The organism is Streptomyces sp. NBC_01390 (assembly GCF_045040105.1).
Taxonomy (GTDB): Bacteria; Actinomycetota; Actinomycetes; order Streptomycetales; family Streptomycetaceae; genus Streptomyces.
This window is the reverse complement of record NZ_CP109551.1, coordinates 7,449,151-7,472,126: the sequence shown is the minus strand read 5'-3', so window position 1 is coordinate 7,472,126 and position 22,976 is coordinate 7,449,151. Positions and strand designations below refer to the sequence as shown.

The following is a 22,976-nucleotide window of genomic DNA, read 5'->3' as shown; positions in this document are numbered from 1 at the left end:
AACTCAGAAGTAACTCTGTGTGTTCACCGTCACAGCACGGTCGCGCCCGGTACCGGTCCTGCGGCAACGCGTACGGACCGGCAGGTGCCGGACGCGGACAGTGCCCGTGCCACCTGCTGTGCGGCCTCCGCGTCGCGGGCGAGAAACGCGGTCGTCGGGCCGGAACCCGAGACCAGCGCGGTCAACGCACCCGCCGCGCGGCCCGCCGCGAGGGTGTCGGCGAGGGCGGGGAAGAGCGAAAGGGCAGCGGGCTCAAGGTCGTTGGAGACGGTTGCGGCGAGCGCCTCGGGGTCGCCCTTGGCGAGTGCGCCGAGGAGTTGGGGCGAGGCTACGGGCACCGGAACCTCACTGTCAGCGACCAGCCGGTCGAACTCCCGGAACACGGCGGGCGTCGACAGCCCGCGCTCGGCCATCGCGAACACCCAGTGGAAGGTGCCCCCGGTCTCCAGAACGGTCAGCTTCTCCCCGCGCCCGATCCCGAGTGCGGCCCCGCCCACCAGACCGAACGGCACATCGCTGCCCAACTCGGCGCAGATGTCGAGGAGTTCGACGCGCGAGGCGCCGGTCCCCCACAGCGTGTCGCAGGCGAGCAGCGCACCGGCGCCGTCGGCACTGCCGCCTGCCATGCCCCCAGCGACGGGGATGTCCTTGGCGATGTGGATGTGCACGGCGGGCGTACGGCCGTACCGCTCGGCGAGCGCGACGGCGGCGCGGGCGGCGAGATTCGTACCGTCGAGGGGGACTTGGGCGGCGTCGGGCCCGTCACAGGTGATCCGGAGTTCCGCCGCCGGGGTGACGGTCACCTCGTCGAAGAGGCCGACGGCGAGGAAGACGTTGGCGAGGTCGTGGAAGCCGTCGGGGCGCGCGGCACCCACCGCGAGCTGGACGTTGACCTTGGCGGGAACCCGTACCGTCACGCTCACAGCTGCCCGGACTCCTCGTGATCGGTCTTCTCTTCGACCTTGTTCTCCGCGATGCGGACGAACTCCTCGACGCTCAGCGACTCGCCGCGGGCCTGCGGGGAGACACCCGCGGCGACGAGGGCGACCTCGGCGGCGGCGGCCGACCCGGCCCACCCGGCGAGGGCGGCACGCAGGGTCTTGCGGCGCTGTGCGAAGGCGGCGTCCACGACCGCGAAGACCTCACGCCGGTCGGCGGTCGTCTTCAGCGGCTCGGCCCGCCGGACGAGCGAGACGAGCCCGCTGTCGACGTTGGGCGCGGGCCAGAACACGTTGCGCCCGATGGAACCGGCCCGCTTGACCTCGGCGTACCAGTTGGCCTTGACGGAGGGGACGCCGTACACCTTCGACCCGGGCGGCGCGGCGAGCCGGTCGGCGACCTCGGCCTGCACCATGACCAGCGTCCGCTCGATGCTCGGGAACGTCTCCAGCATGTGCAGCAGCACGGGCACGGCGACGTTGTACGGGAGGTTCGCGACCAGTGCGGTGGGCGGGGGCCCGGGGAGTTCGGTGACGCGCATGGCGTCGGAGTGGACGAGCGAGAACCGGTCTGCCCGGGTGGGCATCCGGGCGGCGACCGTGGCGGGCAGGGCCCCGGCCAGCACGTCGTCGATCTCGACGGCCACGACCCGGTCGGCGGCCTCCAGCAGCGCGAGGGTGAGGGACCCGAGCCCCGGCCCGACCTCGACGACCACGTCATCGGGCCGCACACCGGCGGTGCGCACGATACGGCGGACCGTGTTCGCGTCGATCACGAAGTTCTGCCCGCGCTGCTTGGTCGGCCGCACACCAAGGGCGCCGGCCAGCTCACGGATGTCGGCAGCGCCGAACAGGGCGTCGGGGGTGGAGGGCGCATCGGGGGCGGGGCTGGTACTCACGGGTCCAGGGTACGGGGGGTGGGGGGTGGGGGTGTGCGGGCGGCCTGGGGGCGAAGCACTGCGGAGTAATCCAGGAGGAAAGCCTGGAAAAGGTCCCTTATCGTCCGAATATGTCAACTTCACGTACCCGTCTCTCCGTGATGACAACGGTCCTCGGTCTGATCGCGGTGCTCGGTGTCCTGTGGCTGGTCAGGTCGGCCACTACCGGAAGCGAGAGGACGAGTAGCAACAGCGCGGAGACGACCAATGCCACGGCGCCATCGGATGACACGGACGGGGGAACGACGGGGTCCGATGGGGGAACGACGGGGTCCGGGAAGGCAACGGGGTCCGGGAAGGCGTCGGATCCCGGAGAGACGTCGGGAACCGGAGAGACGACAGGGAGCGCGACCGGGGACGGGAGTCGTACACCGGGCGGTGGCAAGACGGGTGGAGGGGGTCGGCGGTCGATTCACGTGAACGGGCTGAACCTCGCCGGCGCGGACGACGAGAATGGCTGTGTGATGTTCATGAACACCTACGGCACGGCCGCGAACATCACAAGCGTCTCCTTCACCGTGACCGACGGGCCGGCGGGGCCGAATAACCCGGCGCTCCACTCCGGCAACGCCGACTGCCCCGACCGTCCCACGTGCGTCGGCGCCCGGCTGGTCAAGGACGGGCGGTGCGAGGCGGGCACGACCCTCCCGTCGGGGGCCCCATCCGGCGAATACCAGATCACCGCGACGGCCGCCTTCACCTTCCTGTGCGAGAACGCCACGACCGATCCGTGCAAAAACGCCTTGAAGGCGGGCGGTCCACCGCCGACACCCAAGGACCCTGTACTGATCCGCGCCTCGTCCACCATGACGACGGAAATCTCTGGCGACGGCCCGCCCACCACGACACCCCCGGGCGACAACCCACCCCAGCCCGTCAACCCCCCACCGGACACCCCGACCACCCCCACCGCCCCGGAACAGTGATGACGGCCGACGACGCACCGCCGCAACCGCAACCGCAACCGCAACCGCCGGCCGAACCCCCCGACCAGCAGCCCGTCTCCGCCCGTGTCCGGCACCTCGCGGAGGCACTCGGTCCGACGACGCTCGCGACCGCGCTGCTGATCTACTTCGGCTACGTCGCCACTCGCGCGCGATACGCCTACTTCGGCGTCCCCGTGGACATGACCGGCCGGTCCAACCAGAGCCTGATGCTCGACGGCATGGAAGTCGTCTTCGTCCCGGCGGCAATGATCTTCCTCGGCGTCCTGGCCCTCGTGGCGATCCACGCCCTCGTCACATGGGTGCTGGCCCGCGACGCGGGGGACGACGCGTCCGCCGCCGCCTTCCTCGCGTACGGCTTCGTTCTCGTCGGCGTCCTCCTGATCGGTGAGGCGCTCATCGGCATGTTCGTCCAGAGTTCCGACACGAGCGTGAAGTTCGGCATCGTGCCGCTGGCCCTGGCCTTCGGACCTGCGGCGGTGGCGTACGGGACCTGGATCTACGGCCGCCAGCGCGGGCGCCCGCTACTGTCACAGCGCATGGCCAGGAACGGCGTGATGTGCGTACTCGCGCTGGGGGTGGCCGGACTGTTCTGGGCATCGACGCAGCTGGCGTGGGCGTACGGCAACGGCCGGGGCGAGGAGGATGCGAGCGCTCTGGGTGACCGCCCCGAGGTCGTCATCGACACCAAGGAACCGATGGAGTGGCTGCCGACGGGGGTGACCGCGACCCGTCTCGGAAAAGCCGGCGAGAGCGGGCGGGAGTACCGCCACCGCTACCGGGGATTCCGGCTGCTGCTGTCGTCCGGCGGACGGCTGTTTCTGGTCAGCCCGCAGTGGCAACTCGGCCGGGACCAGACGATCGTCCTGCCGTACGCCGACGACATCCGGGTGCAACTCGTGCCGCAACCCTGAAACGCGGCCCCGCGCTTGTCTCCGGAGGACTGGCCGATGGACCCGGGGCCGTGCTCATCGCCCGTGGATGAAGTCACGCGACCGTCCGGGGTCGAGCGACACCGCCTCCACCGTGTCCAGCTTGGCTACGGTGCCTGCCGCGTAGGTCATGGCGCCCGCGGCGCCGGCGAACCCGTCCAGGTCGAAGGGGATGACGCGCACGGTGATGTGGTCCGCACCGGAGAGTTCGAGGACGGGCGCGGCCTGGGCATGGTGCGGGCCTGTGCCGATCTCTGGGGATGGCAGCCGCTGTCCCGGTTCGGGAACCGGGGCAAGTTGGTGTGGTGCGAACTCGCGGGCGCCGGTGCCGTCGGCGGCCGCCCAGCGGCACGTGTCCCCGCGGCCTAGCGCCAGAGCGTGCGTTCCGCGAAGCGGGCCCGGAAAGCCAAGGACCATACCGGATGCCGTCCTTGCGGATCGAGAACCGGACAGCCACCAAGAGGGCGGGTGTCAGGCCGCGTCCTGCAGTCGGTCAAGAACCGCCCCGCCCTGCGCACGAATCACATCCAGGTCCGGGAGACAGCTCCTACCCGTGCAACCGCCCCCCGCAATGCGGCCAGGGCCCCGCCCCCCGCTTCACATACAGCCTCTTCGCCCGCAGCGTCTGCTCCGCGCCCGTCGCGTCCTGGGGGCGCCCGGAGCCGCCCAGGCTCTGCCAGGTCTGGGTGTCGAACTGGTACAGGCCGCCGTACGTGCCCGACGGGTCCACCGCGTTCGGGCGGCCCCCGGACTCGCAGGCCGCCAGGGAACCCCAGTCCAGATGGTCCGCCCCCCGCACCGAGGTCGGCAGGGGTTTCGTGCCGACCCTCACCAGCTGGGCCCGGGGCTCGCGGACCACCTCCGTGCGCACCCGGCGTGGTTTCTGCTTCACGCCGTTGACCGCGCGCAGGGCGAAGGTGACCCGGCGCAGGCCCGGGCTGCCCGCCTGGTCGACGATCTCCGTGCCCTTGAACAGGGACGCGTCCTGGGTGCGCCGGACGTCGTAGGGGATTTCCTCCTCGCGTACCTCCGTGGAGCCCGTCACCCGCAGCACCGTCACCGCCTGGCCGTCGCGCGGGAAGCTCCCGGCGGCCACCGACAGGGTGTCCTCGCCGCGCAGGGTGATCCCGGCCTCCCGCACCGCCTCGCCGACCGTCGCCGCGTTCGTACGGATCGTGCGGGCCCGGCCGTCCGCCATGATCGTCACCGTGCGCTCGGTGCGGACGTCGATGGTGAGCCCGTGCCTGCCGATCTTCTGGGAGCGCGCGAGCGACAGGTACGCGCCCTCCGCGCGCACCCCGAGCTGCCTGAGTGCTTCCTCCACCGTGTGTGCCGTCGTCCACACCTCACGCCGTTCACCGTCCAGAGTGATCCGTACGGGTCGCCCGTAGTGGACGTGGACCTCGTCGCCGCTGGCCAGTGCGGTGCCCGGCGCGGGGGCGATGACGTCGTGGGCGCCCACCGCGACCCCCTCGTCGGCCAGCAGTTCGGTCACGTCGTCGGCGAAGGTGTGCAGGGTGCGCGGCTTGCCGTCGACGTTCAGTTCGATCGCCTTGTCCTTGGCGACGAAGGCCGTCGTACCGCCCGCCAGGAACGCCACGACGAGTGCCTGCGGCAGCAACCGGCGGATGGCGTCGGGCCGTTCGGAGCCCTTGCGGCGCCTGGCCGCCCGCCCCTCGCGGGACCGTCCGTCCCGGGCCCGCCCGTTCGCCGCCTGCTGCCGGGGCAGCCCGGGCGGCGGCAGCGGCGGCTCCGGGGGCTCCGGGGGCGCCGGGGGCTCATAGGCGGGCCGGTACGTGTCCGCGTACGGCAGCACCCCGTACGCCACCGTCTCTGCGGTGTGCGGGTCGTACCCCTCGTATGGCGGCGGTGGCCCGCCCACAGGGCTGTACGTCTCGTACGGCGGCGAACTGCTCACGACGACACGCTCCAGGTTCCGGCGACGGGCACCAGAACCTAGCGGAGCGGCCGTCACTCTCCAAAGCGACGCGACTACCGAGCGTCAACGCACGTCAGTGCTGTCAGTAATCGAAGGCACGTGCGGTGTTGGTCGCGATCGCCGTCGCCAGCGTGTCCTCGTCGATGCCCCGCACCTCGGCCATCGCCCGCAGGGTGACCGGGATGAGATAGGGAGCGTTGGGCCGGCCCCGGTACGGCGCCGGGGTGAGGAAGGGCGCGTCCGTCTCGACGAGGACCAGCTCCAGGGGTGCCACCGCGAGCGCGTCGCGCAGCGGCTGGGCGTTCTTGAAGGTCATGTTGCCGGCGAAGGACATGAAGTAGCCGCCCGCCGCACAGACTTCGGCCATCGCCGCGTCCCCGGAGTAGCAGTGGAAGACGGTCCGCTCGGGGGCGCCCTCCTCCTTCAGGACCCGAAGGACGTCGGCGTGGGCGTCCCGGTCGTGGATGACCAGTGCCTTGCCGTGCCGCTTGGCGATCTCGATGTGCGCCCGGAAGGACCGCTCCTGGGCCGCCTTGCCCTCGGGCCCGGTGCGGAAGTAGTCGAGTCCCGTCTCGCCTACGCCCTTGACCTGCGGGAGTCCGGCCAGCCGGTCGATCTCCGCGAGCGCCTCGTCGAGGGCGGCGTCTCCGCCGGGCACCCGCGCGCCCTGCCGGGACCAGCCGTCGGGGTCGCCGTGGACGATGCGGGGGGCCTCGTTGGGGTGCAGGGCGACGGTCGCGTGCACGCTCTCGTACGTGGCGGCCGTCTCGGCGGCCCAGCGGGAGCCCTTGAGGTCGCAGCCGACCTGGACGACCGTCGTCACCCCGACCGACGCGGCCTTGGCGAGGCCTTCCGCGACGGTGCCGGACTGCATGTCGAGGTGGGTGTGGGAGTCGGCGACCGGCACCCGGAGGGGTTCGGGCAGCGGCGGGGCTTCGGCGGCACGGGACTTGGCGGGCATGCCCCTGATCCTACGAAGAGCGGAAGACCCGCGCCCCAAAGGGGCGCGGGACTGCTTCACTCTGCGGCTCCGCCGCGTGGGCGCGGCCGGCCCCCACCGGCCCGCAGCAGACGGACTACCCAGCCGGCGGAGCCTAACTCGCCTTGCGGTGGAAGGGGTGGAGGAGATCCGAGAGGTGCCAGTGATGGTCTTCCTTCGGTGCCCCTGAAGCCTCGTCCGGTGTCCCTGAAGCCTCGTCGGCCACGGGGACCGCCCTGGGCGCCGTGCGCTGCCGCTGCATCGAGTTCTGCACCGACGACACCTGGCCCGCGCGCATGATGCGTACGACATGGCCGTCGCAGTTCTGGCAGGTGGGCCGGGTCAGCGGGGACGGGACGACGCGGCCCTCCGCCACGTACATCACCATCTGGCCGCCCTCGGTGTCGGTGTGGTGCTCGATCTCGTACGACTGTTCCCAGCCGTGCCCGCAGCGCATGCAGGCGAAGGAATACGACTCGTGTACGACGGCGGTGGCCGTGCTGCGGTGGCCGGTGATCTCGCTCATGCCAGCTCCTCTTGTCCGCTGGACACAGGACGGGTGCGTCCCTGTGAACCAGTGGACGCCTCTGCCGCCGCGAAGGCATCAGACCTGTCGACTGTTGAAGGCGTCTTGGCCATTCCTTGTCGGAACGGCCCGGATCCGAGGTCTGGGCTTTGCCGTTCGCCGTCCGTCTTTGCCCCCTTATGGCGTGACCGGCGTCGCAGTCCCCGTGCCACCGGTACCGCCCGCACCCTGCGCGTTCTTCGCCGCCACGACCGCGTCGAACACCTCGCGCTTGGGCAGCCCCGCCTCCGCCGCAACGGCCGCGATGGCCTCCTTGCGCCGCTCCCCCGCCTCCTCCCGCACCCGCACCCGCCGCACCAGTTCCTCGGCCCCGATCTCCCCGCCGTCCTTCTCGGGGGCGCCCTCGACGACGACGGTGATCTCACCCCGTACGCCCTCGGCCGCCCACTCCGCCAGCTCCGCCAGTTGACCGCGCCTGACCTCCTCGTACGTCTTCGTCAACTCCCGGCAGACGGCGGCCCGTCGGTCCGTGCCGAACACCTCCGCCATGGCGGCGAGGGTGTCGTCGAGGCGGTGCGGGGCCTCGAAGTAGACGAGGGTGCGGCGCTCTTGTGCCACCTCCCGGAGGCGGGAGAGGCGTTCGCCCGCCTTTCTCGGCAGGAAGCCCTCGAAGCAGAACCGGTCGACGGGCAGCCCGGAGAGCGCGAGCGCGGTGAGCACCGCCGACGGGCCCGGTACGGCCGTCACCTTCACATCCTTCTCCACGGCGGCGGCGACCAGCCGGTACCCCGGGTCGGACACCGACGGCATGCCCGCGTCCGTCACCAGCAGCACCCGCGACCCGCCGAGCAGCGCCTCGACCAGTTCGGGGGTGCGCGCCGCCTCGTTGCCCTCGAAGTACGACACCACCCGGCCCTTCGGCTGCACACCGAGCGCCTGGGTGAGCCGGCGCAGCCGCCGGGTGTCCTCGGCCGCGATGACGTCGGCGCCCTCCAGTTCCGCCGCGAGCCGGGGCGGCGCGTCCGTGACGTCGCCGATGGGAGTGCCTGCCAAAACCAGTGTTCCTGTCACGTTTCCATCCTCGCAGGGCCCTTCCACGGGACGCACACAGCGCTGTTCCCTACGATGGCGCGGTGACCAGTACCGCGCCCTCCACGGACACCCGGCAGACCGCACCCTCGCCAGAGCAGCGGCCGGCGTGGCAGCAGCGACTGCGCCGCTACGGATACACGGCGCAGCCGAGAAGCGATGTCCGGGACCGGCTGGTGCCGCCGTACACGAAGCCGAGCCCCCGCCTCTGGGCGACCCTCGGGCTGCCGCCGACCCTCACCGACCGGATCACGCGCTGGTCCGGCTGGGGCGGCCCGCTGCTGGTGACGCTGCTGGCGGGTCTGCTGCGCTTCTGGGACCTGGGCAGTCCGAAGCGGGTGATGTTCGACGAGACGTACTACGCGAAGGACGCGTGGGGTCTCATCCACCGCGGCTTCGAGGTCAGCTGGGACAAGGACGTCAACGACCTGATCCTGAAGACCGACGGGCACGTGCCCGTCCCGACCGACCCGGCCTATGTCGTACACCCGCCGGTCGGGAAGTACGTCATCGGGCTCGGCGAATGGATGTTCGGGTTCAATCCGTTCGGCTGGCGCTTCATGACGGCGCTGCTGGGCACGCTGTCGGTCCTGATCCTGTGCCGCCTCGGGCGCCGTCTCTTCCGCTCCACCTTCCTCGGCTGCCTGGCGGGCACGCTGATGGCGGTGGACGGCCTGGCCTTCGTGATGAGCCGCACGTCACTGCTCGACGGCGTCCTGCAGTTCTTCGTCCTCGCCGCCTTCGGCTGTCTGGTCATCGACCGCGACAAGGCCCGCGAACGGCTGGCGGCGGCGCTGCCACCGGACGCGGACGGCGCCGTACGACCGGACGCGCACATCGCCGAGACGACACTCCTCGGCTTCCGCCCCTGGCGCCTGCTCGCGGGTCTGATGCTGGGTCTGGCCATCGGCACCAAGTGGAACGGCCTGTACATCCTGGTCGCGTTCTGTGTGATGGCGGTGCTGTGGGACGTCGGCTCCCGCAAGGTCGCCGGCGCCCGCCACCCGTACCAGGCGGTCGTCAAGCACGACCTGGGCTGGGCGTTCCTCTCGACGGTCCCGGTGGCCGTCCTCACCTACCTGCTCTCCTGGACGGCCTGGATCCTCTCCCCGTCGGACGGCACCGGCGGCTACTACCGCAACTGGGCCGCGACCGAGGGCAAGGGCAGCAGCTGGTCGTGGCTGTTCCCCGACTGGTGGCGCAGCCTCTGGCACTACGAGCACGCGGTGTACGAGTTCCACGTGGGCCTGCACACCCCGCACAACTACCAGTCGAACCCGTGGAGTTGGCTCGTCCTGGGCCGCCCGGTCTCGTTCTTCTACGAGTCCCCCGCCCCCGGCAAGGACGGCTGCCCCACCAACGCGGGCGAGCAGTGCGCCCGCGAGGTCCTGGCCCTCGGCACACCCCTCCTGTGGTGGGCGGCCTGCTTCGCCGTCCTGTACGTCCTGTACCGCTGGCTGTTCCGGCGCGACTGGCGGGCGGGCGCCATCGCCTGCGGGATCGCGGCGGGCTACGCGCCCTGGTTCATGTACCAGGAGCGCACGATCTTCTTCTTCTACGCGATCGTCTTCCTGCCGTTCCTGTGCCTGGCCCTGGCGATGATGATCGGCGCGATCGTCGGCCCACCGGGTTCGAGCGAACGGCGTCGGGTCGCGGGTGCGGCGGGCGCGGGTGTGCTGGTGCTGCTGATCGCGTGGAACTTCATCTACTTCTGGCCGCTGTACACGGGGACGGCGATTCCCATCGACAGCTGGCGTTCACGGATGTGGCTGGACACCTGGGTCTAGCCGCCCCCGGACGGCCCGCACCGAAAAGTGCGGGCCGTCGCCGCGCGCCGATGCTCAGAGGCCCGTCGAGCATTCCTTCACGCTGTTCGCGGTGAGGACTATGCAGACCCGCGACTGCGCACTGCCGCCGTTCCAGTGCCATGCGGTCTTCCGCCACTCGCCGCTCGGGACGAAGTAGAGGTCCGAGACCCGCTTCCAGTTGTAGGCGTCGGTCTTCCGTTCCAGCCAGCCTTCGCACCCGAAGCCCGAATACGCCTCGAAGAACCCTTGTACGTCCGAGTGGTGATTGCTTTCGACGTCATTCTTTATCGATGCGTAACACGCCAGCGCGGAGCCGGCCTTGATCGTGGCGGAGTACGTGTTGGAACTCGCGCCGGCCGGGGACGCGGTTGCCGCGAGGAGCAGTGCGGCAGCACCGAGCGAGACGGCGATCTTCTTTTTCATGAGGTGTCTCCCGTGAGATGTGGCTGCCTCAGGGGGAGATCGTGGCATTCCGTGCGCTTACTGCCGTCCCATCCTGGTATGAGGTGTGGGTAAACCTGTGACGTACGTACGGGTAAACCCACGTGATCGGGCAGACGGTGACGGACCGGCGGCGCATCGACTCGTCAGACGAGATGTAGACAACATCATGGCAACACTCCCCACAGCAGCCCCTCGGCCCACATACAGTGCTGTGGCCAACGGGGAGGGGAAGTACGCATGCGCAAGGGAGCGAAGGCCGCCATCGTCGGGTCCGTGTTCACGGTGATGGTCGGAGGGGCCGGGTACGGCGTGTTCAACGTCGTGTCCGCGCTCAACGAGGACAGCGGCGGTACGGAGACGGTGAAGACCGGGCCGCCGTCGAAGGACGAGATCGCGGAGACCAGCGAGGAGTTCTTCGCGGCCTGGGAGAAGGGGCAGGCGCAGGCTGCCGCCCAGCTCACGAACAACGCGGCACCGGCGGCCACGCTGATCGGCGACTACAGCGCGACCGCGCACATCACCGGCCTGAAGATCACCCCCGGGACGGCCACCGGAGCGACCGTGCCCTTCTCGGTGAAGGCCACGGTGTCCTTCCAGGGCAGGAGCAAGCCGCTCGCCTACACCAGCAGCCTGACGGTCGTCCGGGGTACGACGACCGGGAAGGCGCTGGTCGACTGGAAGCCGTCGGTCGTCCATCCCGGCCTCAAGGCCGTCGGGGACTCACTCGTCACCGGGGAGGCCGGCAGCCCGCCGATCGAGGCCGTGGACCGCGACGGCAAGGTCCTGACGAAGGAGAAGTACCCCTCCCTCGGGCCGATCCTGGACACCCTGCGGGCGCGCTACGGCGACAAGGCGGGCGGTAAGCCGGGTATCGAGCTGATGGTCAGGCACGCCGACACGAACATCGCCGACACCTCGCTGGTGACCCTCGCCGAGGGCACACCGGGCAAGCTGGAGACGACGCTGAGCGCGAGTGCGCAGGCCGCCGCCGAGAAGGCGGTGCTCAAGTTCTCCGAGTCGTCCGTGGTCGCCGTACAGCCGAGCACCGGTGAGGTGCTGGCGGTCGCCAACCACCGCAAGGACCAGTTCAACGCGGCCTTCGAGGGGACGCTGGCGCCGGGCTCCACGATGAAGATCATCACGGCGGCGACGCTGATAGACAACGGCGTGACGTCGATGAACGGGCCGGCGCCCTGCACGTCGACCGCGGTCTGGAAAAGCCAGACCTTCAGCAACCTCAAGGGCATGGCACCGAACGAGAACGCCACCCTCGCCAACGACTTCCTGCGCTCCTGCAACACGGGTTTCATCAAGCTGATCGACGGCACCGACGCGAACCCGCTCACCGACGAGTCGCTGACGACCGAGGCGCAGGAGCGGTTCGGGCTCGGGCAGGACAACTGGAAGACCGGGATCACGTCCTTCGACGGCAGTGTCCCCGCCTCCCCCGGCCCGGACCGCGCGGCCAACGCGATCGGCCAGGGCCAGGTCCAGATGAGCCCGCTGAACATGGCGTCGGTGACGGCGACGGCGATCACGGGCGAGTTCCGCCAGCCGTACCTCATCTCGCCCGACCTGGACAAGCGTGAGCTGGCGACGGCGAAGGGCCTCCCGGCGAGCACGTCCGCGCAGCTCAAGCAGATGATGTGGATGACGGCGACGCAGGGCACCGCGACGCAGGCCATGGCCGGGCTGAGCGGGGACATCGGGGCGAAGACGGGGTCGGCCGAGGTGGACGGGCAGGCCAAGTCCAACAGCTGGTTCACCGGATTCCGGGGCGACATCGCGGCGGCGGCCATGACCCAGGAGGGCGGCCACGGCGGCGACGCGGCGGGCCCGATTGTCGCAGCCGTGCTACGGACCGGAGGCTGAACTCACCCTCGCGGAACGGGACTCTAGGGTGGTCGTTGTCGTTGAGGTGCATGAGGGCAACGGGGACCCTGGGGATTTCGCGGAGGATCGGGAGCTGTGGGCAACAGAAGGCGCGTCGCCGAGCGACGGAGTGCACGCAAGACCAGACCCGCCGTGGTCGGCGGGATGATCGCCGTGGTCGTCGGCGGCGCCGGTTTCGGCGTGTACGCGCTGTACGGCGGCGGAGCGGCGGCCGAGGACGGTTCCTCGACGGCCGCCACGGCCGACAAGAAGCCGTCGGTTCCGACGGGCCCGGTGCCCGCGACCCAGGTCAAGGCGGTCGCCACCCGGTTCCTTACGTCCTGGCAGACGGGCAAGGTCGCTGCTGCGGCGGCGTCGACGAACGACACCACGTCATCGGCCGCCACCCTCCTCACCGGCTACACCAAGGACGCCCACATCTCCGGCGTGACGATCACCCCGGGCACGGCGACGGGCGCCAAGGTCCCCTTCACGGTCAAGGGCACGGTGAAGTACGGCGACACGAGCAAGCCGCTCACCTACGAGAGCGCCCTGACCGTGGTCCGCCGTACGTCCGACGGGAAGCCGCTGGTCGACTGGCACGCGTCGGTGATCCACCCCGACCTGGCGGACGGCGACAGACTCCTCACCGGGGAGTCCGGCACCCCGCCGATCAAGGCCGTCGACCGGGACGGCGGTGAGCTGACCGTTGCCAAGTACCCCTCACTCGGCACTGTCCTGGACAGCCTCAGGGAGAAGTACGGCAAGAAGGCCGGCGGCAAGGCGGGCATCGAGCTGCGTGTCGTGCGCGGCAAGGAGTCCAAGGCGGCCAAGTCGGCCGACAAGACGCTGCTGGAGCTGAGCAAGGGCACACCGGGCACCGTGAAGACGACGCTGAGCCCGGCCCTGCAGACGGCGGCCGAGGCACAGGTGGCCAAGAAGCCGAAGTCGTCGGTGGTGCTGCTGCGCCCCTCGACGGGCGAGATCCTGGCGGTGGCGAACCAGTCGCACGGCTTCAACACGGCGTTCCAGGGCTCGTTGGCGCCGGGCTCGACGATGAAGGTCATCACGTCGTCGCTGCTGATCGAGAAGAACCTCGCGTCACCGGACAAGCCGCACCCCTGCCCGAAGTTCTCGACGTACGGCGGCTGGAAGTTCCAGAACGACGACAAGTTCGAGATCAAGGGCGGCACGTTCAAGGCGAGCTTCGCGCGGTCCTGCAACACGGCCTTCATCAGCCAGGCGCCCAAACTCGACAACGACAGTCTGACCAAGCAGGCGCAGCAGGTGTTCGGCCTCGGCATGGACAACTGGGCGATCGGCGTCTCGACCTTCGACGGCTCGGTGCCGGTGCAGTCGCAGGCCCAGATGGCCGCGTCGCTGATCGGGCAGGGCGGGGTGCGGATGAACCCCCTCAACATGGCGTCGGTGGCGGCGACGGTCGGCTCCGGCGTCTTCCACCAGCCGTACCTGGTCTCACCGGACGTGGACGGCCGTACGTTGGCGACGGCCGCGCGGACGATGTCGTCGTCGACGCTGTCGCAGCTGCGGGAGCTGATGCAGTACACGGCGGCATACGGAACCGCGGCGGAGGCGATGGCCGGCCTCGGCCCGAACTACGGCGCGAAGACGGGCTCCGCGGAGGTCGACGGCCAGGACAAGCCGAACGGCTGGTTCACGGCATACCGGGGAGACCTGGCAGGCGCGGGAGTGGTCGTGGAGGGCGGCCACGGCGGCAGTACGGCGGGCCCGATCGTGGCGGCGCTGCTGCGCGCGGGTTCGTAACGGAGGCCCACATTTCCAGCCCGTCCGGCACCTGAGGACCAGGCCCGCATTTCCAGCCCGTCCGGCGTTTGAGGACAAGGCCCGTTCAGGGCCGGCTTCTTTCCCACCCACCGGCCCCCACCGCTTCTACAGCCCAGACCCAGGCATATCCAGCCCGTCCGGCGCTTGAGGACAAGGCCCCTTCAGGGCCGGAGCGGGGGTCTGGGGGCGGCAGCCCCCAGCAACGACGGCGGGACCCGAACACCCCGACGTCAGCTCGACACCCGCTCCGCCGCCATATACGTACGCCGCAGGAACCGCATCAACGTCTTCCTCTCGAACTGCACCACCGACACACCCCCCGCCGAGTGAAACTCGACGACCGCCTGCACCCGCCCGCACGGCCACACCCGCACCTCCCCGGACCCCACCGGCGCCCGCAGCCCCTCCTCCAGCAGGGACCGGGAGAACGTCCACTCGTGGGGGCCGGGCAGCCCGACGCGCACCGCGCGCGGATCGGTGTCCGGGTCGTAGCGCAGGACCACCGGGACCGCGTCGCGATCGTCGTCCTCAGTGTCCGTGACGATATGGGCTCGCGCGTACTGCTCGACTACGGACATCGGACTGCCCCTTACGCTGCGTAACCTGTGCGGAAACTGTGGATCCGCTTCCACTTCCTCTCCAATGTCGCATATTTTCCCATTTACGCCTCAGATTGCTTTCATCTCGCTCTTGCGAAAGGTTCGCAACAAGCCACTATCATCAGACGGTGCATGTGCCCGATGGATTCATCAACGCCCCCGTCTCCGTAGCGGCCGGAGTCGTCGCCGCCGGTGCCGTCGCCGTGAGCCTGCGCGGCGCCCGGCGCGAGCTGGACGAACGGATCGCGCCCCTCGCCGGTCTGGTGGCCGCGTTCATCTTCGCCGTGCAGATGCTGAACTTCCCGGTCGCCGCCGGGACCAGCGGACACCTGCTCGGCGGCGCGCTCGCCGCGATACTCGTGGGCCCCTACACCGGGGTCCTGTGCGTGTCCGTCGTCCTGCTCATGCAGGGCATCCTCTTCGCGGACGGCGGCCTGACCGCGCTCGGCGTGAACATCTCGGTCATGGCCGTGACGACGACCGTCGTCGCCTACGCCGTCTTCCGCGGACTGGTGAAGGTGCTGCCCAGGAAGCGCCGTTCGGTCACCGTGTCCGCGTTCGTCGCCGCCGCACTCTCCGTACCGGCCGCCGCCCTCGTCTTCACGCTCGTCTACGCGATCGGCGGCACGACGGACGTACCGATCGGCCGGGTCCTCACCGCCATGGTCGGCGTGCACGTCCTGATCGGGCTCGGCGAGGCCGCGATCACCGCGTTCACGGTCGGCGCCGTCATCGCCGTACGGCCGGACCTCGTGTACGGCGCCCGGGGCCTGCGCCAGAAGCTCCAACTACGGGTCGGCGGCGAACTGGTGGACGCGACCCCCGAGCCGGCACTCACCCCCTCCCTCACCCCCTCCCACCGCACCCGCAACGTCTGGCTCACCGGCCTCGCCGCCTCCCTCGTCCTCGCGGGCGTCGTCAGCTTCTACGCCTCCGCCAGCCCCGACGGCCTGGAGAAGGTCGCCGCCGACAAGGGCATCGACGCCAGGGCCGAGGCCCACGCCGCCGCCGACTCCCCGCTCGCCGACTACAGCGTCGAGGGCATCACCGACGGCCGGCTCTCCGGCGGCCTCGCCGGGGTGATCGGCGTCGGCGTCACGGTCGTCGCCGGGACAGGGATCTTCTGGACGGTCCGCAGACGCAGCACCACAAGCGAGACCACCACTACCGCCGCCTCCACCTCACCCACGAGCGTCTGACATGGGCGCCGGACACGCCCACAGGCTCTACAGGCAGGCGCACTCCCCCGTGCACGCGCTGCCGCCGCACACCAAGCTCGCAGCCGCGTTCACCTTCGTGATCGTGGTCGTCTCCACGCCCCGCGAGGCGGTGTGGGCCTTCGCGGTGTACGCCGTACTGCTGGCGGCCGTGGCCCGCGCCGCCCAGGTGCCCGCCGCCTTCCTGCTCAGGCGTCTGCTGATCGAGGTCCCCTTCGTCGCCTTCGCCGTGCTCATGCCGTTCGTGGCGCAGGGCGAGCGGGTGGACGTGCTGGGCATGTCGCTGAGCGTCAACGGGCTCTGGGGCGCCTGGAACGTGCTCGCCAAGGGCACCCTCGGCGTCGCCACCTCCGTACTCCTCGCCTCCACCACCGAGCTGCGCGAACTCCTCCTCGGGCTCCAACGCCTCAAGCTTCCGCCGCTGTTGGTGCAGATCGCCTCGTTCATGATCCGGTACGGCGACGTCATCGCCGACGAGATGCGGCGGATGCGGATCGCCAGGGAGTCACGGGGCTTCGAGGCGCGGGGCGTACGCCACTGGGGGGTGCTGGCGAAGTCCGCCGGGGCACTGTTCATCCGGTCGTACGAGCGGGGCGAGCGCGTACATCTGGCCATGGTGAGCCGGGGGTACGCCGGTTCCATGCCCGTCATCGACGAGGTGAGCGCGTCCCGGGCGCAGTGGTCGTACGCCTTCGCCCTGCCCGTCACGGCACTCGCCGTATGTCTGCTGGGATGGACCTTGTGACAACCTCAGCCGCTTCCGCTCCCGCGCCCGCCTCCCTGGAGGTCTCCGGGCTCGCCTACGCCTACCCCGACGGCCACCAGGCCCTCTTCGGCGTCGACTTCACGGTCGGGCGCGGTGAGCGCGTAGCGCTGCTCGGGCCCAACGGGGCCGGCAAGACGACGCTCGTGCTGCATCTCAACGGCATCCTCACCGGCGGGGCGGGCACGGTCACCGTCGCCGGGATGCCCGTCGGCAAGCGGCACATGGCCGAAATCCGACGCAAGGTCGGGATCGTCTTCCAGGACCCCGACGACCAGCTCTTCATGCCGACCGTGCGCGAGGACGTCGCGTTCGGACCGGCCGCCGCCGGGATGAAGGGCGAGGAGTTGGAGCAGCGCGTCCGTACGGCCCTCGACCTGGTCGGAATGGCCGACTTCGCCGGCCGGCCGCCGCACCATCTCTCCTTCGGGCAGCGCCGCCGGGTGGCCGTGGCGACGGTGCTCGCCATGGAGCCCGAGATCCTCGTCCTCGACGAGCCGTCCTCCAACCTCGACCCCGCCTCGCGCCGCGAACTGGCCGACATCCTGCGGTCGTTGGACGTGACGGTCCTCATGGTCACGCACGATCTGCCGTACGCCCTGGAGCTGTGCCCGCGTGCGCTGGTCCTGAGCGAGGGCGTCATCGCCGCCGACGGCCCCACCGGGGACCTCCTGGCCGACGACGACCTGATGCGCGCCCACCGTCTGGAACTGCCTTTCGGGTTCGACCCGCGTTCCGTCTCCGCCCGCACCGCGTGACGCCCACGGCATCCGTGACAATGGGCTTGTGATCGAACAAGAGGACGCGCACAACCCCGGGTCGCCGCGCCTCGACGACCAGTTGTGCTTCGCGCTGTACGCGGCCCAGCGCGCGATGACCGCCGCCTACCGCCCGCTCCTCGACGAGCTGGGCCTCACCTACCCGCAGTACCTCGTGCTGCTGGTCCTGTGGGAGCGCGGCGAGGTGACCGTGAAGGAGCTGGCGGCCGCCCTGTGCCTCGACTACGGCACGGTCTCGCCGCTGCTCAAGCGGCTGGAGGCGGCGGAGCTGGTCCGCCGGGAGCGGTCGGCGCTGGACGAGCGGTCGGTGTCCGTCCGCGTCACCGTGCGCGGCGAGGAACTCCGGGAGCGCGCGGCCCGCGTACCGGCAGCGCTGCTGGCGGCGACGGAGCTGAGCGGGGGCGAGGTGGCGCGGCTGCGGGGCGAGTTGTGGGCGCTGGCGGAGCGGGCCCAGGTGGCCGCCGATCGCGCCCGTCTGACCTGAGGTTATTCGCGGTCCGCACCCCCGGATGACGGATGCACCCCTACCAGCCGGTATCTTGTGCACGATGTAGTTGTGCTATTCGCAGTTTCTACACATGGCCCTGTTGTCCGCTTTGGGGGAGGTTCTGCCGTGACTGACGCCGGTATCGACGTCGAGGCCCGTACCGCCGAGACGCGTCCGGACTCCCGTCCGACGAAGATCATGTACGTCGCCGAGGCCACCGCCCACGGCGGCCGGAACGGGGATGTCACCAGCCAGGACGGCCAGATCGCCCTGAGGGTGGCGATGCCTCCGCAGATGGGCGGTGACGGCAACGGCACCAACCCGGAGCAGCTGTTCGCGGCCGGCTACAGCTCCTGCTTCCACAACGCGCTGGTCCTGGTCGGCCGCCGCGAGGGCTACGACCTGACGGGTTCGACGGTCGCCGCGAAGGTGGGCATCGGCCCCAACAAGCAGCAGGGTTACGGCCTCGCGGTCGCCCTGAGCGTCTCGCTGCCGATCCTGGACCAGGACATCGCGGCCAAGCTGGTCGACGCGGCCCACATGGTCTGCCCGTACTCGAACGCCACCCGCGACAACATCGACGTGACGATCATTCTGGGCTGAGGAATCGCAACCGGGTGAGCGCGCGTTGCACCCGCGTGGACCTGAACGTGGACCAGAACCTGGGCGTGGCCGTGAACGGCACTGTGGCGGAGGGCTTCGAGCCCGTACGAGCGGCCTTCGCGGCGAACTTCGCGACCGGCGGCGAGCACGGCGCCGCCGTCACCGTGTACCGGGACGGGCGCCGGGTCGTCGACCTGTGGGCCGGAACCCGTGATGTCGACGGCGACGCGCCCTGGGAGCACGGCACCGCGCAGATCGTCCGCTCGGCGACGAAGGGCGTCGTCGCCGCCGCGCTCCTGATGCTGGCCGAGCGCGGCAGGCTGGACCTGGACGCCCCCGTGGGCGAGTACTGGCCGGAGTTCAAGGCGGCGGGCAAGGACCGGACCCTCGTACGGCATCTGCTCGCGCATCGCGCGGGCGTCCCCGTCCTCGACCGGCCGCTCACCCCCGCGCAGGCGGCCGATCCCGACCTCGGCGCCGCCGCGGTCGCGGCGCAGACGCCGGCCTGGGAGCCGGGGACGGACCACGGGTACCACGCGCAGACGTACAGCTGGCTGACGGGCGAGCTCGTCCGCCGGGTGGGCGGGCGCCCGGTCGGAGAGTGGGTAGCGGCGGAGATCGCGGAACCGGCCGGCCTCGACCTGTGGCTCGGGCTGCCGGACGCGGAGGCCGGACGTGTGGGCCACGTGGGCCGGGTCGAGACCCCTCAGACGGGTGGCCCGGGCCTTAGGACGCGCCCCAAACGGTCCGTCGCCGACGCCTACGCCGACCCGGACTCCCTCACCAGCCGTGCCTTCGCCGCGATCACCCCGATGCCCGACGAGAACGATCCCGCGTACCGGGCCGCCGCCCTCCCCGCCTCCAACGGCATCGCCACGGCCGACGGACTCGCCCGCTTCTACGCCTCCCTCATCGGCCCGGTCGACGGCGGGACCCGCCTGTTCACCCCGGCGACGGTCGAACTGGCCCGGCGCGAGCAGTCGGCGGGCCCGGACCGCGTCCTGGTCATCGGCACCCGCTTCGGCCTCGGCTACATGCTCCACGGCACGGCCGCGCCCCTTCTCTCCCCCGACTCCTTCGGCCACCCGGGCAGGGGCGGCGCCCTCGGTTTCGCCGACCCCGAGTCGGGCATCGCGTTCGGCTATGTGACGAACGGCTTCCGCAAGACCGTGACGGCGGACGGACGGGCCCAGGCGCTGGTACGGGCGGTGCGGGCATCCCTCCTCGCCGAGGGCCAGTGAACCGGCGTCGGCGTCCTATCGGAGGCCCAGTGAACGGGACGTACGCCCCGAGGCCTCGTCGATCTCGTCGTGGGCCTTCGTCAGCAGCCTCATCGCCAGTTCGTTGAGGGCGCGCGCCCCGGCGATCTCCTCGCCGATGCGCGGCTGGTTCTCGTCGGACCGGTGACGGCTGGCGTACCCGTTGGCCCGTACCTCGCTGCCGTCCGCCAGCCGTACGAGGGCGGCGGCGCGTGTGCGCTGCTCGTCCTCCTCGAACTCCAGCTCGACATGCCATCCCACTGCGGTGTGCGTCATGACGATCACCTCCGGTACCGCTGCTTCCAGGGTGCGCCTGTCGGCCCCCGCACGCACATGTGCCGCGAGTACCGAGTCCGGCGTATATCCGGCGCGTCCGTTGTGTGACGTTCGTCGCGATCGCCCCGGGCGAGGGATGGGTGCTCTCCCCTCAGCCGTACGCTGCAAGAGCCCCCGCACCGAACTCCCATCCCACCCCCACCCCGACCGCACCGACGCCAAGGAGTTGTCGTGCCCCAGACCTTCGGCCGCCCCCGCCTCCACGGCTGCCGTTAACGGGCCACGGGCACGTTCCGATCATGCGCTGCTGTCTCTCCGCTCCCCTCGCCGCCCTGGCCGCCTTCCCCGACCCCCGCGACCTCGCCCGGTCCGGCGCGCTTCTCACGCCCGCCGTCCTGCGGTCCGCGCTCGCCAGGCGCCGGGAACGGGTCACGCGCGCCGACGTCGTGACGGCGCTCAACCTGGAGCTGGTCACCCTCACCGAGGACCGCGCCGTCATCACCTGGTACACGGCGGTGCCGGGCACGGACGACGGTTTCGGCCATCTGATCCCGGCGGTCACCGAGGGCGAGGTCGTGTACGGCACCCACCCCGCCCACCTCGACCGCACGGCGTCCGAGGGCCACCCGACCGCCCACCACCACGTCGAACTGACGGACCTGGAACCGGGCCAGACGTACTACTACCAGGCCCGTTCACGCGGTCGGGCGGCCACCCCGACCCCGCTGCACCTGGTGCGCGGCAATGCGGTCGGCACCTCGCTGCACGGTCTGGGCTCGCACGGCGGCCCCTACTCCTTCACGACCCCCGAGCCGCCTCCCGGCCGCCACCTTCTCTCCATCGCCCTCTGCAACGACCTGCACCTCGGCGAGACCACGGCGGGCCGGGTGGCCGGCGTTCCGATGCTGCGCGGGGTCTCGCAGCAGCCGGGCCTCGACCCGTACCCGGAGATCATGAGCGTGGCGATGGTCGAGGAGGCCCACCGGCGCGGCGCGGACGTACTTCTCGCCGCCGGGGACATCTCGGCGGCCGGCGCACCCCGGGACCTGGCGGAGGCCCGCCGCATCCTGGACGGCTTCGGTACCCACGGGCGGGACTACTTCGTCGTACGGGGCAACCACGACCGCCCCAGGCACCCCGACGACGCCTTCCGCGACGGTTTCCTGGGCGGCGCCGACGGCCCCGGCTACTTCGCGCGCGACCTGGGCGGCCTGCGCCTGATCGGCCTCGACACCTACGAGAAGGAAGGCAACGGCGGAGACGCGGGCGGGCTGAGCACGGAGCAACTGGCTTGGTTCCAGGGCGAGTTGCGGACGGACAAGGACCAGCCGACGATCGTCTTCGGCCATCACCCGCTGACGACAAGGGACTCGGTCTTCCCCATGGGACGCGGTCAGCGCCTGGACCGCGCCCAGGCCCGTTCGATCGTCGACGCGTACGCCTCCTCCCCCGGAGTCTTCCTCCACCACGCGGGTCACACCCACCGCAACAAGCGCACGGTCCTGACCAGCGCCCCGCACGTCACCCAGCAGGAGGTCAGCGCGGTCAAGGACTACCCGGGCGGCTTCTGCCTGCTGCGCGTCCACACCGGCGGCTACGCCCTCAACTACTACAAGAACAGCAGCGTCCCGGCCCGCGCCTGGGTCGAACGCAGCCGCCTCACGGCGGGCGGCCTCTGGCCCCACCACGCCCTCGGCCGCTCGGTGACCGACCGCAACAGCATGCGCCCGCACGACCTGTCCGGCGTCCGTGCTTACATGACCGGATGACCGTCACCACAGACAACAGCCCCGTCGGCACAGCCCAGTTCCACATCCGCCGCCGCACGGAGGCCGACCTCGACGCATGCGTACGGGTGCTGGCGACGATCCACGAGCAGAACGCGTACCCCCTCAACTGGCCCACCGACGCGGCCGGTTGGCTGACCCCACGGTCACTCCTCGCGGTGTGGGTGGCGGAAGGGGCGGGCGGTGAGGGGATCGTCGGCCACGTCGTCCTGTCCCGCAGCGACGCCGGCAACGCGGCAGCGAAGCTCTGGAACGACGGCCCCACCGCCGTGATCAACCGCCTGTACGTCGATCCGGCGGCCCGCGGCCGGGGAATCGCCGCGGCCCTGATGGCCCGGGCGGAGGCGGAGGCGAAGTCCCGCGGCCTGCACCCGGTCCTGGACGTGGCATCGACGGCCACGGCAGCGGTGACCCTGTACGAGCGCCTGGGCTGGACCCTGCTGGCCGCAGACGTTGAACAGGAGTGGCTGCCGGGCCAGTTGGTGAAGCTGCACTGCTACGCGGCGCCGGCATCCTGAGCAAGCGCCGCCGGAATCGCGAGAGCGCGCCCGGCGTTGGCCCGACATGAGCTCCGACCAGCGCACGATCACCAACCCGCCCGCCCTGCACGACCCGACGCCCTTCGGCTACAGCCACGCCGTCTCGGCGCCCGGCGAAGCCGTGTACATCGGCGGCCAGTACGCCTCCGACGCCACCGGCGCACCCGTCCCCGGTGACTTCGCGGCCCAGGTGGACCTGGCCTTCGACCGGCTGCGCTCGGCACTCGAAGGGGTCGGCCTCGGCTACGAACACGTCGTACGCCTCGGCACGTTCATCGTCGACCACGACCTCGACAAGCTGGAGATCCTGGGCAAGGCGCTGCACGCCCGCTTCGGCGACCGCCTCCCGGCGCAGACCCTCAGCGGTGTCGCCTCGCTGGCCCTCCCGGGCATGCTGTTCGAGGTGGACGCGGTGGCGGTACGCCCGTAGGCAACCACCAAAACGCCGGGGG

The 22,976-nt window shown here is 70.9% G+C and carries 23 protein-coding genes and 1 pseudogene; 14 read left to right on the top strand and 10 right to left on the bottom strand.

Going from position 1 to position 22,976, the window contains the following annotated elements; translation table 11 throughout:
• Positions 1-29: 29 nt before the first annotated feature.
• Positions 30-923 (bottom strand): 4-(cytidine 5'-diphospho)-2-C-methyl-D-erythritol kinase, encoded by an 894-nt coding sequence (locus OG241_RS33750; RefSeq protein WP_405820736.1) that lies wholly within the window; start codon positions 921-923, stop codon positions 30-32.
• On the bottom strand, positions 920-1,837 hold the full coding sequence (rsmA, locus tag OG241_RS33745) for a 16S rRNA (adenine(1518)-N(6)/adenine(1519)-N(6))-dimethyltransferase RsmA (protein ID WP_405820734.1): 918 nt from the start codon (positions 1,835-1,837) through the stop codon (positions 920-922). Before rsmA ends, OG241_RS33750 begins: the two co-directional genes overlap by 4 nt.
• 455 nt (positions 1,838-2,292) lie before the next feature.
• Here rsmA and OG241_RS33740 point away from each other — a divergent pair, with 455 nt between their 5' ends.
• Together OG241_RS33740 and OG241_RS33735 are read left to right on the top strand one after the other, a co-directional pair.
• The gene (locus OG241_RS33740; protein WP_405820732.1) at positions 2,293-2,802 is read left to right on the top strand and encodes a hypothetical protein; all 510 of its coding nucleotides are present in this window, start codon (positions 2,293-2,295) and stop codon (positions 2,800-2,802) included.
• On the top strand, positions 2,802-3,734 hold the full coding sequence (locus OG241_RS33735) for a hypothetical protein (RefSeq protein WP_405820731.1): 933 nt from the start codon (positions 2,802-2,804) through the stop codon (positions 3,732-3,734). The genes OG241_RS33740 and OG241_RS33735 overlap by 1 nt, the downstream gene beginning before the upstream one ends.
• Positions 3,735-3,788: 54 nt before the next feature.
• Here the strand turns inward: OG241_RS33735 and OG241_RS33730 are convergent.
• The 5 genes and pseudogenes from OG241_RS33730 to rsmI all read right to left on the bottom strand — a co-directional run.
• Positions 3,789-3,983, bottom strand: a pseudogene (locus OG241_RS33730) (transcriptional regulator); the annotation flags it as partial.
• A gap of 316 nt (positions 3,984-4,299) precedes the next feature.
• Positions 4,300-5,670: a ubiquitin-like domain-containing protein gene (locus OG241_RS33725; RefSeq protein ID WP_405820729.1), complete on the bottom strand. Its 1,371-nt coding sequence runs from the start codon at positions 5,668-5,670 to the stop codon at positions 4,300-4,302.
• Positions 5,671-5,773: 103 nt separating this feature from the next.
• Positions 5,774-6,652, bottom strand: coding sequence for a TatD family hydrolase (locus OG241_RS33720; RefSeq protein ID WP_405820728.1), 879 nt, complete (start codon positions 6,650-6,652; stop codon positions 5,774-5,776).
• 133 nt (positions 6,653-6,785) lie between these two features.
• On the bottom strand, positions 6,786-7,196 hold the full coding sequence (locus tag OG241_RS33715) for a hypothetical protein (RefSeq protein WP_405820726.1): 411 nt from the start codon (positions 7,194-7,196) through the stop codon (positions 6,786-6,788).
• A gap of 177 nt (positions 7,197-7,373) precedes the next feature.
• Positions 7,374-8,267, bottom strand: a complete 894-nt coding sequence (rsmI, locus tag OG241_RS33710) for a 16S rRNA (cytidine(1402)-2'-O)-methyltransferase (RefSeq protein ID WP_405820725.1) — start codon at positions 8,265-8,267, stop codon at positions 7,374-7,376.
• Between the two features lie 62 nt (positions 8,268-8,329).
• Between rsmI and OG241_RS33705 the strand changes: the two genes are divergently transcribed.
• Positions 8,330-10,072 (top strand): dolichyl-phosphate-mannose--protein mannosyltransferase, encoded by a 1,743-nt coding sequence (locus OG241_RS33705; protein ID WP_405820723.1) that lies wholly within the window; start codon positions 8,330-8,332, stop codon positions 10,070-10,072.
• A gap of 54 nt (positions 10,073-10,126) precedes the next feature.
• On the opposite strand, the gene OG241_RS33700 is transcribed toward OG241_RS33705, so the two are convergent.
• The gene (locus tag OG241_RS33700; protein WP_405820721.1) at positions 10,127-10,516 is read right to left on the bottom strand and encodes a hypothetical protein; all 390 of its coding nucleotides are present in this window, start codon (positions 10,514-10,516) and stop codon (positions 10,127-10,129) included.
• 258 nt (positions 10,517-10,774) lie between these two features.
• On the opposite strand from OG241_RS33700, the gene OG241_RS33695 reads away from it, so the two are divergent.
• Complete coding sequence (locus tag OG241_RS33695; protein ID WP_405820719.1) at positions 10,775-12,409, top strand: penicillin-binding transpeptidase domain-containing protein; 1,635 nt, start codon at positions 10,775-10,777, stop codon at positions 12,407-12,409.
• 96 nt (positions 12,410-12,505) lie between these two features.
• A complete protein-coding gene (locus tag OG241_RS33690) occupies positions 12,506-14,194 on the top strand; it encodes a penicillin-binding transpeptidase domain-containing protein (protein WP_405820717.1) in 1,689 nt (562 codons plus the stop codon).
• Between the two features lie 251 nt (positions 14,195-14,445).
• Here OG241_RS33690 and OG241_RS33685 read toward each other — a convergent pair whose 3' ends face one another.
• Positions 14,446-14,793: an SsgA family sporulation/cell division regulator gene (locus tag OG241_RS33685; protein ID WP_405820715.1), complete on the bottom strand. Its 348-nt coding sequence runs from the start codon at positions 14,791-14,793 to the stop codon at positions 14,446-14,448.
• Between the two features lie 149 nt (positions 14,794-14,942).
• Here OG241_RS33685 and OG241_RS33680 point away from each other — a divergent pair, with 149 nt between their 5' ends.
• The 6 genes from OG241_RS33680 to OG241_RS33655 all read left to right on the top strand — a co-directional run bounded on the left by OG241_RS33680 (position 14,943) and on the right by OG241_RS33655 (position 19,904).
• Entirely contained in the window at positions 14,943-16,013 is a 1,071-nt protein-coding gene (locus tag OG241_RS33680) for an energy-coupling factor ABC transporter permease (protein ID WP_405820713.1), read from the top strand.
• Position 16,014: 1 nt separating this feature from the next.
• Positions 16,015-16,776 (top strand): cobalt ECF transporter T component CbiQ, encoded by a 762-nt coding sequence (gene cbiQ / locus OG241_RS33675; RefSeq protein WP_405820711.1) that lies wholly within the window; start codon positions 16,015-16,017, stop codon positions 16,774-16,776.
• Positions 16,764-17,552 (top strand): energy-coupling factor ABC transporter ATP-binding protein, encoded by a 789-nt coding sequence (locus tag OG241_RS33670; protein ID WP_405820709.1) that lies wholly within the window; start codon positions 16,764-16,766, stop codon positions 17,550-17,552. Before cbiQ ends, OG241_RS33670 begins: the two co-directional genes overlap by 13 nt.
• Positions 17,553-17,580: 28 nt before the next feature.
• Positions 17,581-18,057 carry a MarR family winged helix-turn-helix transcriptional regulator gene (locus OG241_RS33665; protein ID WP_405820708.1) on the top strand — a complete coding sequence of 159 codons (477 nt, stop codon included), beginning with the start codon at positions 17,581-17,583 and terminating at the stop codon, positions 18,055-18,057.
• A gap of 201 nt (positions 18,058-18,258) precedes the next feature.
• Positions 18,259-18,663, top strand: a complete 405-nt coding sequence (locus OG241_RS33660) for an organic hydroperoxide resistance protein (protein WP_405826550.1) — start codon at positions 18,259-18,261, stop codon at positions 18,661-18,663.
• A gap of 65 nt (positions 18,664-18,728) precedes the next feature.
• Positions 18,729-19,904, top strand: coding sequence for a serine hydrolase domain-containing protein (locus tag OG241_RS33655; protein WP_405826549.1), 1,176 nt, complete (start codon positions 18,729-18,731; stop codon positions 19,902-19,904).
• Positions 19,905-19,919: 15 nt separating this feature from the next.
• On the opposite strand, the gene OG241_RS33650 is transcribed toward OG241_RS33655, so the two are convergent.
• The gene (locus tag OG241_RS33650; protein ID WP_405820706.1) at positions 19,920-20,198 is read right to left on the bottom strand and encodes a DUF1876 domain-containing protein; all 279 of its coding nucleotides are present in this window, start codon (positions 20,196-20,198) and stop codon (positions 19,920-19,922) included.
• Between the two features lie 299 nt (positions 20,199-20,497).
• Here OG241_RS33650 and OG241_RS33645 point away from each other — a divergent pair, with 299 nt between their 5' ends.
• From OG241_RS33645 to OG241_RS33635, 3 genes are read left to right on the top strand one after another with little or no spacing between them, the layout of a single operon-like run.
• Entirely contained in the window at positions 20,498-21,967 is a 1,470-nt protein-coding gene (locus OG241_RS33645) for a metallophosphoesterase (protein ID WP_405820704.1), read from the top strand.
• Positions 21,964-22,503 (top strand): GNAT family N-acetyltransferase, encoded by a 540-nt coding sequence (locus OG241_RS33640; RefSeq protein ID WP_405820702.1) that lies wholly within the window; start codon positions 21,964-21,966, stop codon positions 22,501-22,503. The genes OG241_RS33645 and OG241_RS33640 overlap by 4 nt, the downstream gene beginning before the upstream one ends.
• 46 nt (positions 22,504-22,549) lie before the next feature.
• Positions 22,550-22,954, top strand: a complete 405-nt coding sequence (locus OG241_RS33635) for a RidA family protein (RefSeq protein ID WP_405820700.1) — start codon at positions 22,550-22,552, stop codon at positions 22,952-22,954.
• Positions 22,955-22,976: the final 22 nt, after the last annotated feature.

What these genes read in the sequence shown, in the direction of transcription:
- OG241_RS33735 (WP_405820731.1), top strand. Translation starts at nt 2,802, where the DNA reads ATGACGGCCGACGACGCACCGCCGCAACCGCAACCGCAACCGCAACCG.
- OG241_RS33700 (WP_405820721.1), bottom strand. Translation starts at nt 10,516, where the DNA reads ATGAAAAAGAAGATCGCCGTCTCGCTCGGTGCTGCCGCACTGCTCCTC.
- OG241_RS33715 (WP_405820726.1), bottom strand. Translation starts at nt 7,196, where the DNA reads ATGAGCGAGATCACCGGCCACCGCAGCACGGCCACCGCCGTCGTACAC.
- OG241_RS33640 (WP_405820702.1), top strand. Translation starts at nt 21,964, where the DNA reads ATGACCGTCACCACAGACAACAGCCCCGTCGGCACAGCCCAGTTCCAC.
- OG241_RS33720 (WP_405820728.1), bottom strand. Translation starts at nt 6,652, where the DNA reads ATGCCCGCCAAGTCCCGTGCCGCCGAAGCCCCGCCGCTGCCCGAACCC.
- OG241_RS33670 (WP_405820709.1), top strand. Translation starts at nt 16,764, where the DNA reads ATGGACCTTGTGACAACCTCAGCCGCTTCCGCTCCCGCGCCCGCCTCC.
- OG241_RS33645 (WP_405820704.1), top strand. Translation starts at nt 20,498, where the DNA reads ATGCGCTGCTGTCTCTCCGCTCCCCTCGCCGCCCTGGCCGCCTTCCCC.
- OG241_RS33650 (WP_405820706.1), bottom strand. Translation starts at nt 20,198, where the DNA reads ATGACGCACACCGCAGTGGGATGGCATGTCGAGCTGGAGTTCGAGGAG.
- OG241_RS33635 (WP_405820700.1), top strand. Translation starts at nt 22,550, where the DNA reads ATGAGCTCCGACCAGCGCACGATCACCAACCCGCCCGCCCTGCACGAC.
- OG241_RS33660 (WP_405826550.1), top strand. Translation starts at nt 18,259, where the DNA reads ATGTACGTCGCCGAGGCCACCGCCCACGGCGGCCGGAACGGGGATGTC.
- cbiQ (WP_405820711.1), top strand. Translation starts at nt 16,015, where the DNA reads ATGGGCGCCGGACACGCCCACAGGCTCTACAGGCAGGCGCACTCCCCC.
- OG241_RS33695 (WP_405820719.1), top strand. Translation starts at nt 10,775, where the DNA reads ATGCGCAAGGGAGCGAAGGCCGCCATCGTCGGGTCCGTGTTCACGGTG.
- OG241_RS33685 (WP_405820715.1), bottom strand. Translation starts at nt 14,793, where the DNA reads ATGTCCGTAGTCGAGCAGTACGCGCGAGCCCATATCGTCACGGACACT.